Source organism: Sulfitobacter sp. SK025 (genome assembly GCF_003352105.1).
Lineage (GTDB): Bacteria > Pseudomonadota > Alphaproteobacteria > Rhodobacterales > Rhodobacteraceae > Sulfitobacter > Sulfitobacter pontiacus.
In genome coordinates, this window is the sequence record NZ_CP025808.1 from 1,302,189 (window position 1) to 1,315,170 (window position 12,982).

Genomic DNA, 12,982 nt, shown 5'->3' on the forward strand with positions numbered 1-12,982 from the left:
TCAGTCAAGGCGGTAAGGTCGGGACACGATTGCCGGTAGGGAACTCGAAAAAGGGCCGCGCAGTCGCTCTGGGAGGAGAACAAAATGAAGACTAATAATACTATTAATCGACGTTCGTTTTTGACCAAATCGGCCGTCGCTGGCGGGGCTGCGGCTGGCAGCATGCTGGCGGCTCCGGCGGTTCTGGCGCAAGCGCCATTGGTGATCAAAATGCAAACGTCATGGAATGACGCAAACATCTGGCAGGACTTCGCACGCGACTATGCCACCCGCGTCGAAGAAATGTCGGGCGGGCGCGTCAAGGTCGATGTGCTGCCTGCGGGCGCGGTTGTTGCGGCGTTCCAGGTGCTGGACGCTGTGAACGACGGCTTGATCGATGCTGCGCATTCGGTGCCTGTCTATTGGTACGGCAAGAACAAGGCCGCGTCGCTGTTCGGCACAGGTCCGGTTTTCGGCGGCTCCGCAACGACGATGCTGTCGTGGTTCTACGAAGGCGGCGGGCAAGAGCTGTATAACGAGCTGACACAGGACATCATGGGCCTCGACGTGGTCGGCTATATGGGCTTTCCGATGTTTGCGCAGCCCTTTGGCTGGTTCAAGGAAGAGGTGAATTCGGTCGAGGATCTGCAAGGGTTCAAGTATCGCACCGTGGGTCTGGCGGCCGATCTGATGGCCAAGCTGGGCATGTCCGTCGCTCAGCTGCCGGGCGGCGAAATCGTGCCCGCGATGGAGCGTGGCGTGATCGACGCTTTCGAGTTCAACAACCCCTCGTCGGACAAGGACTTTGGCGCGCAGGACGTGGCCAAGAACTACTATCTGTCGTCCTATCACCAGGCGTCGGAAAGCTTCGAGTTCCTGTTCTCGCGGACCTTCCTTGAGGATTTGGACCCGGACCTGCAGGCGATCCTGAAATATGCTGTCGAAGCGGCCTCTACCGCGAACACAGCCAAGGCGATGAACCGCTATTCCGCGGATCTTCAGTTCTTGCAGAATGAAGCAGGGGTTACCGTGCGTCGCACCTCGAAAGAGATTCTAGACGCACAGCTGAAGGCATGGGACGAACTGATCCCCGAGCTGGAAGCCGATCCGTTCATGAAAAAGACCCTCGACAGCCAGCGCGAGTGGGTCAGCCGTGTGTCGTATTACGAGCTGATGAACTCGCCCGACTACGGTCTGGCCTACGAGCATTACTTCCCTGGCAAGATCAAGCTCTGATCCCGCTGACAGGTAAAGTACAGAACCCCGGCACCTTTGTGTGCCGGGGTTTCAGACGAGGCATGGGGACATCATGATTTCATTTATACGGTTCGCCGACAGCCTGTCGGCATGGTTTGGCAAGTCATTCGCGTGGCTGATCCTGCTGATGTCCATCGGCACGGGCTACGAGGTTTTCGTACGCTATGTGCTTAACAGCCCGACGGCCTGGGCGCTGGACGTTTCCTTTATCATGTACGGCACGCTGTTCATGATGGGCGGGGCCTATACGCTGTCGCGTGGCGGGCATGTGCGGGGCGATTTCCTGTACCGGCTGCTGCAACCCAAGACCCAGGGCAAGATCGATATCGTGCTGTATATCGTCTTCTTTTTCCCCGGTGTGCTGGCCCTGATCCTGTCCGGCTGGAAATACGCTGCGCGGTCCTGGCAATACGGAGAGGTCTCCGTCAACAGTCCCGCGGGTGTGCCGATCTATCAGTTCAAAGCGGTGATCGTGGCGGCGGGCATATTGCTGTTTATCCAGGGGATCGCGCAGGTATGCCGCTGCATTATCGCGATCCGGGACAATTACTGGCTTGAAGCGGACGAAGACGTTTTCGAGACCGAAGACCTTTTGATCCAGAAGGCCAACATGGCCGAGAAAGACCATATCACATGACCGATCCGCAAATCGCCCTGATGATGCTTGGGCTGTTCATCATCTTTGTCTTCCTGGGCTTCCCGATCGCCTTTACCCTGATGGCCATGGGCATCGGCTTTGGCTACTACGCCTATTTCGACGCGCGCCGCATGTGGCGCGGTTTTGACCGGCTGGATGAAACCGCCGGACAATGGGAGCAATGGTCGAGTTGGATAGAGGGATTCTATAACAACCGAATATTTGACCTCTTCGTGAACCAGACCTTTACCGTGATGTCGAACGAGGTGCTGACGGCTGTGCCCTTGTTCCTGTTCATGGGCTATATCGTCGAACGCTCCAACATCGTGGACCGTTTGTTCACCACGCTGAACATCGCGTCCAAGAATGTCCCCGGATCGATGGGGGTGGCGGCGCTGATCACCTGCGCGCTGTTTGCCACGGCGACAGGGATCGTGGGCGCGGTTGTGACCTTGATGGGCCTGCTGGCGCTGCCGGCGATGTTGAAAGCGCGCTATGACCCGTCCTTCGCGGCGGGCATCATCTGTGCGGGCGGCACCCTGGGGATCCTGATCCCGCCGTCGATCATGCTGATCGTCTATGCGGCGGCGACCAACGTGTCGATCGTGCGTCTCTATGCGGCTGCGCTGCTGCCGGGGCTGACGCTGGTGGGGCTGTATCTGGTCTATATCGTCGGGCGGTCTTTGCTGCAGCCATCGTCGGCACCAAAGCCTACGGCGGATGAGGTGCCGGACATGCCGATGGGCAAGCTGGTGATGATGATCATCACCTCTTTCGTGCCGCTGGCTTTCCTGATCTTTGCGGTGCTCGGGTCGATCCTTTTCGGTCTCGCCACCCCGACAGAGGCGGCGTCCATCGGTGCATTGGGCGGTATCTTCCTTGCCTTTATCTACCGCGCGATGACATGGCAGCGTTTGCGTGAAAGCGTCTATCTCACCGTGCGCACCACGGCGATGGTCTGCTGGCTGTTCGTCGGCTCCTACACCTTCTCTGCCGTGTTCTCCTATCTCGGGGGGGAGCATGTGATCTCGGAGTTCGTGCAATCCATGAACCTGTCGCCGATCCAGTTCCTGATCATGGCGCAGCTCATCATCTTCCTGCTGGGCTGGCCGCTGGAATGGTCCGAGATCATCATCATCTTCGTGCCGATCTTCCTGCCGCTGCTCGCGGTGTTCGAGATTGATCCGCTGTTCTTCGGTATCCTCGTGGCGCTGAACCTGCAGACCAGTTTCCTGACCCCGCCGATGGCGATGTCGGCCTATTACCTCAAAGGCATCGCGCCGCCGTCGCTCCTGCTGACGCAGATCTTCAAGGGGGTCATGCCGTTCCTCTTCTGCGTGATCCTGTCGATGGTGCTGATGTATGTCTTCCCGCAGATCGTCTTCTATTTGCCGGATCTGTTTTATGGACGGTAATCGGATGACGGGTCACGGGGTGGACGGCACCCCCAGCGTGACGCTGCTGCGCGACAGGCTGGCGTCCGGCGCGCTGGATGCGCTGGCGCTGGTCGACAGCTATATCAAGCGGATCGAGGCGCGCGAGCCGCAGGTGGGTGCTTGGGCGTGGTTCGATCCCGAATTCGCGCGTGCACAGGCCCGCACGCTGGATGCGCATCGCCGGGCAGGGCGTCCCTTGGGGCGGCTTCACGGGTTGCCGGTCGCGCTGAAGGACGTGATCGACACACAACGTATCCCCACGGAAAACGGCTGCGTTCAGGATGCGGGGCGCGTGCCCCTGCGCGACGCCTTTGTGGTAGAGAGGCTGCGCAAGGAAGGAGCGATCCTGATGGGCAAGACGGTCACGACCGAGCTTGCCTTCATGCAGCCCGGCAAGACCGCGAACCCGCATAATCTGGCGCATACGCCCGGCGGATCGTCGCAAGGCTCTGCCGCGGCGGTGGCGGACGGGATGGTGCCGCTTGCCATCGGCACCCAGACCGGCGGGTCGGTGATCCGACCGGCGTCCTTCTGCGGGGTGACCGGATATAAACCCACCTTCGGCGCGATCCCGCGGCGGGGGGTGCTGACGCAATCGCCCTCGCTTGATACGATCGGGGTCTTTGCCAGCGATCCCGCAGGGGCAGCACTTCTGGCCGAGGTGCTTTTCGGGCAGGATGACGAAGACAACGCGACCACGCTTTGTGCTGCGCCCGCCTTGCATGCGGCGGCGACTTCGGCCCCGCCGCTGCCGCTCGTGTTCGGTTTCATCCGCCCGCCGGGATGGGAGGATGCGGAGCCGCAACTGCATGACGCCTTTGCCGAGCTGCTGGACGCGCTTGGCGATCAGGCGTTCGAGCTTCCGTTGCCCGCGGTGTTCGACACGGCAGCAGACCAGCGCAAGCTGATCAATCTGGCCGAGATGTCCTATCACTACTACCCCTATTGGCACCGGGGCGCGGACACGCTGGGGCCGATCACCCGCGACGCGATAGAGCAAGGCAACGCCGTGCCCGCCCGCGATTACCTGTCTGCCCGCGACATGCCCAAGGTGCTGAACGCCGCGCTGGACGAGATGTTCACCCGCTGCGATGTGATCCTGTGCCCCTCGGCCCCCGGTCCGGCACCCAAAGGGTTGGAAACCACGGGCGATCCGGTGTTCAACGGGCTGTGGACCTTCTGCGGCACGCCCTGCATCAACCTGCCGCTTTTCACCTCGACGGAAGGGCTGCCCATGGGCGTCCAACTGGTCGGCGCACGCCACAATGACGCGCGGTTGCTGCGCACGGCACAATGGCTGACCGACTGGGCCGCCGGTGCCTCTGCATAAAGGATATCTGATATGAACCGACTTCTCGCATTTTTGGCGTTTGCGACCATCACCACCTTTTTGCTGATACTGGCTGTCAAGGTGCCCAGCCCCGATCTTGTGATCATCGTGGCGATCACGCTGGCGTTCATCGCCTTTGATCTGTTCACCTCCAGTCGCAACAAGAAAGACTAGCCGATGTCCAAGCCCGTGATCTGGATCACCCGCACCCTGTCGAATGCCACGCTGGAACGCGCCCGCCGCGACTACGAGGTGATCTGGGATGCCGCCGACACCCCCGGCAGCGCCGAGGATATCATCAAGATGAGCGCATCCGTCGACGGGATCATCCCGTGCCACTCCGAACATTTCAGCGCAGATGTGGTGGCGCAGCTCGACCCGCGGCTGAAAATCGTCGCGAACCATTCGGTCGGGGTGGATCATTGCGATCTGGACGCGCTGCGCGGCAAGGGGATCGTCGTGACCAATACGCCCGATGTGCTGTCGGATGCCACGGCAGAGCTGGCGATGATGCTGATGCTGGGGGCTGCGCGCAATGCGGTCGCGGGGGACCGGACTGTGCGGTCCGGCACATGGGATTTCTGGTCGCCGGCCTTTCTGGTGGGCAAACAGCTGACCGGTGCGCGGCTGGGGATCGTGGGGATGGGCGGTGTGGGCCGTGCCTTTGCCCGCAAGGCGCGCGGCTTCGATATGGAGATCCACTATCACAACCGCAGCCGTCTTTCGCCCGAGGATGAAGCGGGCGCGATCTATCACGAGACACTGGAAAGCCTGCTGGCCGTGTCCGACTTCCTGTCGCTCCATTGCCCCGCGACGCCCGATACGGTCGGGCTCATGAACGCCGACCGTTTGGCGAAGCTGCCCAAAGGGGCAGTGCTGGTCAACACGGCCCGCGGCAATCTGATCGACGAGGCCGCTTTGGTCGACGCTCTGGATGCGGGGCATATCGGGGCGGCGGGGCTGGATTGCTTTGTCACCGAACCCGGGGACAATCCGGCCTTCGCGTCCTATGACAACGTGATGATGATGCCCCATGTGGGCAGCGCCACGGTGCAGACACGCGATGCGATGGGGTTCAAGGCGCTGGACAATCTTGACGCGTTCTTCCGTGGAGAGTCCCCGCCGAACGCGCTCTAGTCTAGAAAGGGTCCGAAGAACTCAATGCGGACCTACGCTGAAAAATATCGTATACGATTTACAAGATCGTATGTATTTGACATGATGTGTTTCGAAAGGGGCGCATCATGACACTTCGGCAATCGAAATCGGACATTCTATTCGACCGGCTTCGCCACGATATCCTGACGCTGGATCTGCCACCGGGCATGGCGCTGCGCCTACCGGCCCTGTCGGAACGCTATGCCATTGGCCTGACGCCGCTGCGTGAATGTCTGAACCGGCTGGCGGCTGAACAGCTTGTCGTGCCCGAGCATAACAAGGGTTTTTGCGTCACCCCGTTGACCCGTGCCGATCTTCTGGACCTGGAACGCAGCCGCGATGCCATCGAAGGCGCGATGCTGGCCCATTCCGTCAGCCACGCCGATGACGCGTGGGAGGCAGGGGTGATCGGTGCCTATCACCACCTGTCGCAAACGCCCGTGCCCTCGGTGATCCATAATGACGAGGCACTGGCCCAATGGACACGGCGGCATCTGGCCTTTCATCAGGCATTGGTGGCGGGGGCGCGGTCTGATTGGATGGCGCGGTTTGCAGGGCAGTTGCAGGACCAGTTGGGGCGCTACCACCGTTTTATTCAGGCGGGCCTGCGCGATCTGACCCAAAGCGCGCGCCCGCTTGCGGCCAAAGCGGCAGAGGTATTCTCTGCCGGTATGGCGCTAGAGCCGCATCGCGCGCTCTATCAGGCGGCACTTGATCATGATCCGGCGGCGGCGCTTGCGGCCTTTCGCCATCACACCGGCCTGAGCATCGCCGCGTTCGAGGAGCTTTCGACGCTGATGCCGGCCCATTCGCCCTTTGCAAGAACCCTCGGCCCCCAATCGGAGACCCCCGCATGACCGGCTACAACCCCGCTGACGAAGGGGCGCAAATGTCCTTCGCCAAGGATATGTCCTATACCGATTACCTGTCGCTCGACCCGATCCTCGGGGCGCAGAATTGCAAATCCGACGCGCATGACGAGATGCTGTTCATCATCCAGCATCAAACGTCAGAGCTATGGATGCGCCTGTGCCTGCACGAACTGTCGTCGGCGCGCACCCATCTCGCGGCGGGTGATTTTGCGCCGGCGATGAAGATGCTGACCCGTGTGGCGCGCATTTTTGAACAGCTCAACAGCGCGTGGGATGTGCTGCGCACGATGACTCCCAGTGAATACAGCGATTTCCGCGACGACCTTGGCGCGTCCTCGGGGTTTCAGTCGCATCAATACCGGCTGATCGAGTTCATCCTCGGCAACCGCAACCGCGCGATGATGAAAGTGCATGAACACCGCCCCGAACTGCACCAGATGCTGACGCAGGAACTGGGTACAAAATCGCTCTACCATGTGGCGCTTGATCTGCTGGCAGAGGCAACGGGGCAAACCTTTGACCCGCAAGCCTATGCGATGGACACGCCTCATGCGGCGGATGACACGGTGATGCAGGCATGGGTGCGCGTCTATCAAGACCCGCGCGCCCATTGGCAGCTGTACGAGCTGGCCGAAAAGCTCGTCGATCTCGAAGATTATTTCCGCCGCTGGCGTTTCAACCATGTGACCACGGTGGAACGCATTATCGGCTTCAAACGCGGCACGGGCGGCACGTCGGGGGTGAAATACCTGCGCCGGATGCTCGAGGTCGAACTTTTCCCCGAACTCTGGAACGTACGAGGTGCCCTGTGACCCGATTGCCGATGAAAGACCGCTTTTCCCTGCCCGAGGGCATGATCTACCTTGATGGAAACTCGCTTGGGCCGCTGCCTGTGGGGACGGCCGAAAAGGTGCAGGACGTGGTGCAGGCGCAATGGGGCGCGCATCTGATCAAGGGCTGGAACCTTGACGGCTGGATGGCGCAGCCCACACGGGTCGGCAACCGTATTGCCCGCCTGATCGGCGCGCCCGAGGGCACGATCACCATGGGCGACACGCTGTCGGTCAAAGTGTTTCAGGCCCTGTCTGCCGCTCTCAAGATGCGCCCCGACCGGCGGGTGATCCTGTCGGACAGCGGCAACTTCCCGTCGGACCTGTATATGGCCGAGGGGCTGATCCAGCAGTTGGGGCAAGGCTACGAGCTGCGCATTGTCGCCCCCGAGGATGTCGCCAGCGCCATGACCGATGACGTGGCTGTCGCGATGATCACCCAAGTCGACTACCGCACGGGCCGCATGCATGACATGGCGCAAGTGACCGCGGCGGCCCATGGGGCAGGGGCGGTGATGCTGTGGGATCTGGCCCATAGCGCAGGCGCGGTGCCCGTCGATGTGGCTGGCTGCAACGCGGAATTCGCCGTCGGCTGCACCTATAAATACCTCAACGGCGGGCCGGGGGCCCCTGCGTTCATCTATGCGCGCCCCGATATCGTCGCGGACATCCAGCCCGCTTTGGCCGGATGGCTGGGGCATGATGCGCCCTTCGCCTTCGAGGCCGGATACCGCCCCGCTGCGGGCATCGAGCGCATGCGCGTCGGCACGCCCCCCGTGATCCAGATGACCGCGCTGGAGCATGCGCTTGGGCTTTGGGACGAGGTGGATATGGCCGAGCTGCGCGAGAGGTCTGTCGCGCTCAGTGAGCTGTTCATCGCGCTGGTCGCAGAAAAATGCCCCGAGCTTGTGCTGGCCAGCCCACGGGATGCAAACCAGCGCGGCAGTCAGGTGTCTTTCGCGTCAAAGAACGGGTATGCGGTGATGCAGGCGTTGATCGCACGGGACGTGATCGGCGATTTCCGCGCGCCTGACATCATGCGCTTTGGCTTCACGCCCTTGTATATCGACGAAGGTGACGTACGTGGCGCGGTCGATATCCTTGCCGACATCCTTGCGACCCGCAGTTGGGACCGGCCCGAGTATCACCAGAAGCGCGACGTGACCTGAAGGGGCAAGCGACATCGGGACACAGCGCGGTGGCGGTGCGTCTTGGTGATGGTGGTCCGCGCGAATGGACGCTATGATCGCGCCATGCTTGATCTTCAGTCGCGCCCGAAATGCAGTGAATGCCCAATCCGCCACCGCGCCGTTTGCGCGCGCTGTGACGATGATGAACTGCTGATGCTGGAGCAGATCAAGACCTATCGGTCGTTCAAGGCGGGTGATCCGATGCTCTGGCGGGGCGACGGGCTGACCTATGTCGCGTCGGTCGTGTCGGGCGTCGCGAGCCTTGGCAAAACGATGGAGGACGGGCGCACCCAGATGGTCGGGCTGCTTTTCCCGTCGGATTTCATCGGCCGTCCGGGCCGCGCGGCGATTGATTTCGACGTGGTCGCCGTTACCGATGTGACGCTGTGCTGCTTCCAGCGCAAACCCTTCGAGGCGCTGATTGAAACCACGCCGCATATCGCCCAACGGTTGATGGAGATGGCCCTCGATGAACTGGACGCGGCGCGTGACTGGATGCTGTTGCTGGGCCGCAAAACCGCACGCGAAAAGATCGCGACCTTCATTGAAATGCTGGCGCGGCGGCAGCAATTGGCCAATGCGGATACCCCTGGGCAAGAGCTGGTCCTGCCTCTCACACGGTACGAGATCGCCAACTATCTGGGGCTCACGCTTGAAACGGTCAGCCGCCAGCTTGGCGCGATGAAGAAAGAGGGTATCTTGAGCTTTGTCGACCGTCGCCGTTTTCGCGTGGCCGATGTGGACGCGCTGCACGCGGCCTCGGGCGACGACTGCGACTAGGGAAATATTCCCTTTGATTTGATCTGTATCAACGACGCAGGGCGCCCCAAGGCGTTCACTGTCTGCACCTTCATAGGAGAGTGCAGAATGTACAAGAATATCCTGATCCCCGTTGTTTTCGAAACCCCCGAGATCACCCAGACCGCTTTTGATGCGGCGCAGGCGCTGGCGGCACCGGATGCCAGATTGACCCTGCTGCATGTGATAGAGGCAGTGCCGGTCTATGTCGCAGAATACATCCCCACCGACATCGTGACCTCCACGCGCGAGGCGGTACAGGCGCAGCTGGATGCGCTGGCGCTAAGCGTGCCGGGGGCCGCGACAGCGATTGCGGACGGGCGCGCCGGGCCACGGGCGACACGCTGGGCCGAGGAAAACGGGACCGACTGTATCGTGATCGCGTCGCATCAGCCCGCGTTTTCCGACATCCTGCTGGGGTCGGTCGCGCAATATGTGGTGCGTCACGCCAAATGCGCGGTGCATGTGGTCAGATAGGTCGGGGCACCGCCAACGGGCTATTGCAGCCCAAGTATGCCGTCAGCGGTGGCGGCAACGCGAGCGAATGCGGCGCGGTCTTTACGTGCGATCAGCCAGAGGTCGTGAAACCGTCGTTGGGGCAGGGTATGCACCGCCAGCGCGTCGCGGTGCGCAAACCCCTCCACCCCCGACCGCGGCAGGATGGTATAGCCCAGTCCTTGGGCCACGGGCAGGGGGATTTGCCCGATCTGGTTGATAAAACTGCGCAGCCGCAAATGCTCTGCCCCGCGGTAGTCATCAAAGTTGCGCCCGAGAAGATCATCGGCATAGGCATTGCCATCGGGATGCGCGATGAACCCCAAGTCATCAAGCCTCTGCAGGGTCAGATCCGCCGCGTTAAAGGTGGCGGGCAGCACGAGGCAAAGTTCCTCTTGCGACAGGGGCGTGGCCTGAACGCGGGGCATATCGGGCACCGCGGTCACCACGCCCAGATCAAGCGTCCCTGCCAGTATATCCGCCAGAATACGCGTCTGCGGCGCGGCGCTGAGGTGCATTTCCAGCTTCGGGGCCTGCTGCATCCGCGCGATCAGATGCGGATACAGCCGTAACGCAAAGCTGCCAGAACACCCTATCCTGACCGTGCCTGACAACGGATCATCGCGCTGCATCCTTTCGCGCAAGGCGCGCTCCTCTGTCCGGCGGGCACGGCCGATCAACAGCAGCTCTTCTCCGGCGGGGGTGAGGGTAAAGGACTTTCCCTCGCGCAGGATCAACGGCTGGCCGACCTGTTGTTCCAGCTTGCGGATATGCTGCGATACCCCCGGCTGGGTCATGGCCAGCCGGTCTGCGGTGCGGGTGAAATGCCCGATGTCACATAGGGTGGTGAAGGTTTCGAGCCATGAGGCGTTTAGCACGCGGATCATTCCACAAAGTTATCATTTCAATTCCATATGATAATTTTATGTTTGCGCGCGGTCCACCTAAATCACGGGGTATCACAGAACAAAGGATAGACCATGACACCGACACCACGCAGTTTCTCTCATATCGGGCTTTCCGTGCCGGATCTGGACCAAGCCGTAAAATTCTACGTCGACGTGCTGGGGTTCTACGTCATCATGCAACCGACAGAGATTGTCGAAGACGGCAGCGATATCGGGCAGATGTGTACCGATGTCTTTGGCGAAGGCTGGGGCCGCCTGCGTATCGCGCATCTTGCCACGGCAGACCGTATCGGGATCGAGTTGTTTGAATTTGACGGCAACCACGCGCCCGCAGACCCGCTGAATTTCCGCCAGCACGGCACGTTCCATTTCGCCATTCAGGATCCCAACCTCGAAGACCTGCTGGCCAAGATTGTCGCGGCAGGTGGCAAGCAGCGGATGCCGGTGCGCGAATACTTCCCCGATGATAAACCCTATCGCATGGTCTATGTCGAAGACCCCTTTGGCATCGTGTTCGAGCTGTACAGCCACAGCTACGAGCTGACCTATTCCGCCGGTGCCTATAGCTAATCTCAAGTCAGTTCTGCGGGCGAGGGCAGGGCTTTCGCCCGCAGTCATTAGCGCAAGATATGTCAAATAATGCAGGTCGGCGGGAACCCTCCTGCGTGGGAAGGCGGTTTTGTTGTCATAGCAACATCACGAAAGGTCTTCTCATGTCATACTGGCGCTTCTTTGCAATGATCATCACTTCTACCGTGGTGATGTTCGGCTTAATGTATCTGAACACCTACGCAATCGATCACGTGTTCTTTAGCGAAACCCGCAGCTATATGGCGCTGTATATGGGCGCGGTGATGGCGGTCATCATGCTGGCGTTCATGCTGGGGATGTACAGCAACCGTGGGGTGAATATCGCGATTTTTGCAGGCAGCGCGCTGGTTTTTGCGGTGTCGCTGTTTCTGGTGCGCAGCCAGTCCACGGTCGATGATACAGCGTGGATGCGTGCGATGATCCCGCACCATTCCATTGCGATCCTGACGAGCGAGCGTGCCAATATCTCGGACCCGCGGGTGCGCAAGCTGGCGGATGATATCATCGAAGCGCAACGGCTTGAGATCGACGAGATGAAGGCCCTGATCGCGGATCTTGAAGGCGGGCCGGCCGCCACACCGGAAATCGACGGGAAGTGAGGACATAATGACGCAACAGCAGACACAACCGGCACAACTCTACCGTATGGTGATGCCCGACCACACCTGTCCCTACGGTCTGAAATCGAAAGACCTGCTGGAGCGTCAGGGCTTCGAGGTCGAGGATCACCACCTGACAACGCGCGAAGAGACAGACGCGTTCAAGGCGAAACATGATGTCGAAACGACGCCGCAGAGCTTTATCGGCGGGGAACGCATCGGCGGCTATGACGATCTGCGGGTCTATTTTGGCTTGGACAAACCCAAGGATCAGCAATCTGACACGTCGTACCAGCCGGTGATCGCCATCTTCTCGGTCGCCTTTCTGATGGCGCTTGGCCTGTCGTGGTTTGCCTTCGAAAGCATCTTTACCGTGCAGGCGTTCCAGTGGTTTATCTCGATCTCCATGTGTTTCCTCGCCGTGCAGAAATTGCAGGACATCGAGAGTTTCTCGACCATGTTCCTGAACTATGACCTGCTGGCGAAACGCTGGGTGCCCTACGGTAAGATCTACCCGTTCGGAGAGGCCTTTGCAGGCATCGCCATGACCGCAGGGGCGCTGCTGTGGCTGGCAGCACCGATCGCGATCGTGATCGGCGGTATCGGGGCGATCTCGGTGATCAAGGCGGTCTATATCGACAAACGCGAGCTGAAATGCGCCTGCGTGGGCGGCAGTAGCAATGTGCCGCTTGGCTTTGTGTCGCTGACCGAGAACGTGATGATGCTGGGCATGGGGCTTTGGATGCTGGTACGGCTCTTCGGGTAATATTCTGGCACCTGCTCAGCGGGCTTGGTGCCTATTCCTATTGCAAATCCCCCCGCGCCGCATCCGCGGTACGGGGGGATTTTTGTTCGTTTGGGGCGCGGAAAAACCCCCATCCGTGCCTGACCAAAAGGGCCGC

General features: G+C 60.8%; 15 protein-coding genes. 14 read left to right on the forward strand and 1 reads right to left on the reverse strand.

Going from position 1 to position 12,982, the window contains the following annotated elements:
* Positions 1-84: 84 nt before the first annotated feature.
* The 11 genes from C1J04_RS06285 to C1J04_RS06330 all read left to right on the forward strand — a co-directional run bounded on the left by C1J04_RS06285 (position 85) and on the right by C1J04_RS06330 (position 9,964).
* On the forward strand, positions 85-1,215 hold the full coding sequence (locus tag C1J04_RS06285) for a TRAP transporter substrate-binding protein (RefSeq protein ID WP_037954264.1): 1,131 nt from the start codon (positions 85-87) through the stop codon (positions 1,213-1,215).
* A 73-nt stretch (positions 1,216-1,288) separates the two neighbouring features.
* Entirely contained in the window at positions 1,289-1,873 is a 585-nt protein-coding gene (locus tag C1J04_RS06290; protein ID WP_005852157.1) for a TRAP transporter small permease subunit, read from the forward strand.
* Entirely contained in the window at positions 1,870-3,288 is a 1,419-nt protein-coding gene (locus C1J04_RS06295; protein ID WP_009826416.1) for a TRAP transporter large permease, read from the forward strand. The genes C1J04_RS06290 and C1J04_RS06295 overlap by 4 nt, the downstream gene beginning before the upstream one ends.
* A gap of 4 nt (positions 3,289-3,292) precedes the next feature.
* Positions 3,293-4,639: an amidase gene (locus tag C1J04_RS06300; protein ID WP_009826417.1), complete on the forward strand. Its 1,347-nt coding sequence runs from the start codon at positions 3,293-3,295 to the stop codon at positions 4,637-4,639.
* Between the two features lie 12 nt (positions 4,640-4,651).
* Positions 4,652-4,813 carry a hypothetical protein gene (locus tag C1J04_RS19430; RefSeq protein WP_009826418.1) on the forward strand — a complete coding sequence of 54 codons (162 nt, stop codon included), beginning with the start codon at positions 4,652-4,654 and terminating at the stop codon, positions 4,811-4,813.
* Positions 4,814-4,816: 3 nt separating this feature from the next.
* The gene (locus C1J04_RS06305; protein ID WP_009826419.1) at positions 4,817-5,776 is read left to right on the forward strand and encodes a 2-hydroxyacid dehydrogenase; all 960 of its coding nucleotides are present in this window, start codon (positions 4,817-4,819) and stop codon (positions 5,774-5,776) included.
* 107 nt (positions 5,777-5,883) lie between these two features.
* Positions 5,884-6,654, forward strand: coding sequence for a GntR family transcriptional regulator (locus C1J04_RS06310; RefSeq protein WP_009826420.1), 771 nt, complete (start codon positions 5,884-5,886; stop codon positions 6,652-6,654).
* Positions 6,651-7,481 (forward strand): tryptophan 2,3-dioxygenase, encoded by an 831-nt coding sequence (locus C1J04_RS06315; protein ID WP_009826421.1) that lies wholly within the window; start codon positions 6,651-6,653, stop codon positions 7,479-7,481. The genes C1J04_RS06310 and C1J04_RS06315 overlap by 4 nt, the downstream gene beginning before the upstream one ends.
* Positions 7,482-7,492: 11 nt before the next feature.
* Positions 7,493-8,668: a kynureninase gene (gene kynU / locus C1J04_RS06320; protein WP_009826422.1), complete on the forward strand. Its 1,176-nt coding sequence runs from the start codon at positions 7,493-7,495 to the stop codon at positions 8,666-8,668.
* Between the two features lie 48 nt (positions 8,669-8,716).
* Positions 8,717-9,469: a transcriptional regulator FnrL gene (gene fnrL / locus C1J04_RS06325; RefSeq protein WP_009826423.1), complete on the forward strand. Its 753-nt coding sequence runs from the start codon at positions 8,717-8,719 to the stop codon at positions 9,467-9,469.
* 87 nt (positions 9,470-9,556) lie between these two features.
* Positions 9,557-9,964, forward strand: coding sequence for a universal stress protein (locus C1J04_RS06330; RefSeq protein WP_009826424.1), 408 nt, complete (start codon positions 9,557-9,559; stop codon positions 9,962-9,964).
* A gap of 20 nt (positions 9,965-9,984) precedes the next feature.
* Here C1J04_RS06330 and C1J04_RS06335 read toward each other — a convergent pair whose 3' ends face one another.
* Entirely contained in the window at positions 9,985-10,869 is an 885-nt protein-coding gene (locus tag C1J04_RS06335; RefSeq protein WP_009826425.1) for a LysR family transcriptional regulator, read from the reverse strand.
* Between the two features lie 93 nt (positions 10,870-10,962).
* Here C1J04_RS06335 and C1J04_RS06340 point away from each other — a divergent pair, with 93 nt between their 5' ends.
* The 3 genes from C1J04_RS06340 (at position 10,963) to C1J04_RS06350 (ending at position 12,846) form a co-directional block, all read left to right on the forward strand.
* Positions 10,963-11,460 carry a lactoylglutathione lyase family protein gene (locus C1J04_RS06340; RefSeq protein WP_037954266.1) on the forward strand — a complete coding sequence of 166 codons (498 nt, stop codon included), beginning with the start codon at positions 10,963-10,965 and terminating at the stop codon, positions 11,458-11,460.
* Positions 11,461-11,603: 143 nt separating this feature from the next.
* Positions 11,604-12,080 (forward strand): DUF305 domain-containing protein, encoded by a 477-nt coding sequence (locus C1J04_RS06345; RefSeq protein WP_009826428.1) that lies wholly within the window; start codon positions 11,604-11,606, stop codon positions 12,078-12,080.
* Positions 12,081-12,087: 7 nt separating this feature from the next.
* Positions 12,088-12,846: a glutaredoxin family protein gene (locus tag C1J04_RS06350; RefSeq protein WP_037954267.1), complete on the forward strand. Its 759-nt coding sequence runs from the start codon at positions 12,088-12,090 to the stop codon at positions 12,844-12,846.
* Positions 12,847-12,982 lie beyond the last annotated feature (136 nt).

Excerpts from the sequence above, each read along its gene's own strand:
- C1J04_RS06285 (WP_037954264.1), top strand. The coding sequence starts at position 85 with ATGAAGACTAATAATACTATTAATCGACGTTCGTTTTTGACCAAATCG.
- C1J04_RS06290 (WP_005852157.1), top strand. The coding sequence starts at position 1,289 with ATGATTTCATTTATACGGTTCGCCGACAGCCTGTCGGCATGGTTTGGC.
- C1J04_RS06295 (WP_009826416.1), top strand. The coding sequence starts at position 1,870 with ATGACCGATCCGCAAATCGCCCTGATGATGCTTGGGCTGTTCATCATC.
- C1J04_RS06300 (WP_009826417.1), top strand. The coding sequence starts at position 3,293 with ATGACGGGTCACGGGGTGGACGGCACCCCCAGCGTGACGCTGCTGCGC.
- C1J04_RS19430 (WP_009826418.1), top strand. The coding sequence starts at position 4,652 with ATGAACCGACTTCTCGCATTTTTGGCGTTTGCGACCATCACCACCTTT.
- C1J04_RS06305 (WP_009826419.1), top strand. The coding sequence starts at position 4,817 with ATGTCCAAGCCCGTGATCTGGATCACCCGCACCCTGTCGAATGCCACG.
- C1J04_RS06310 (WP_009826420.1), top strand. The coding sequence starts at position 5,884 with ATGACACTTCGGCAATCGAAATCGGACATTCTATTCGACCGGCTTCGC.
- C1J04_RS06315 (WP_009826421.1), top strand. The coding sequence starts at position 6,651 with ATGACCGGCTACAACCCCGCTGACGAAGGGGCGCAAATGTCCTTCGCC.
- kynU (WP_009826422.1), top strand. The coding sequence starts at position 7,493 with ATGAAAGACCGCTTTTCCCTGCCCGAGGGCATGATCTACCTTGATGGA.
- fnrL (WP_009826423.1), top strand. The coding sequence starts at position 8,717 with ATGGTGGTCCGCGCGAATGGACGCTATGATCGCGCCATGCTTGATCTT.
- C1J04_RS06330 (WP_009826424.1), top strand. The coding sequence starts at position 9,557 with ATGTACAAGAATATCCTGATCCCCGTTGTTTTCGAAACCCCCGAGATC.
- C1J04_RS06335 (WP_009826425.1), bottom strand. The coding sequence starts at position 10,869 with ATGATCCGCGTGCTAAACGCCTCATGGCTCGAAACCTTCACCACCCTA.
- C1J04_RS06340 (WP_037954266.1), top strand. The coding sequence starts at position 10,963 with ATGACACCGACACCACGCAGTTTCTCTCATATCGGGCTTTCCGTGCCG.
- C1J04_RS06345 (WP_009826428.1), top strand. The coding sequence starts at position 11,604 with ATGTCATACTGGCGCTTCTTTGCAATGATCATCACTTCTACCGTGGTG.
- C1J04_RS06350 (WP_037954267.1), top strand. The coding sequence starts at position 12,088 with ATGACGCAACAGCAGACACAACCGGCACAACTCTACCGTATGGTGATG.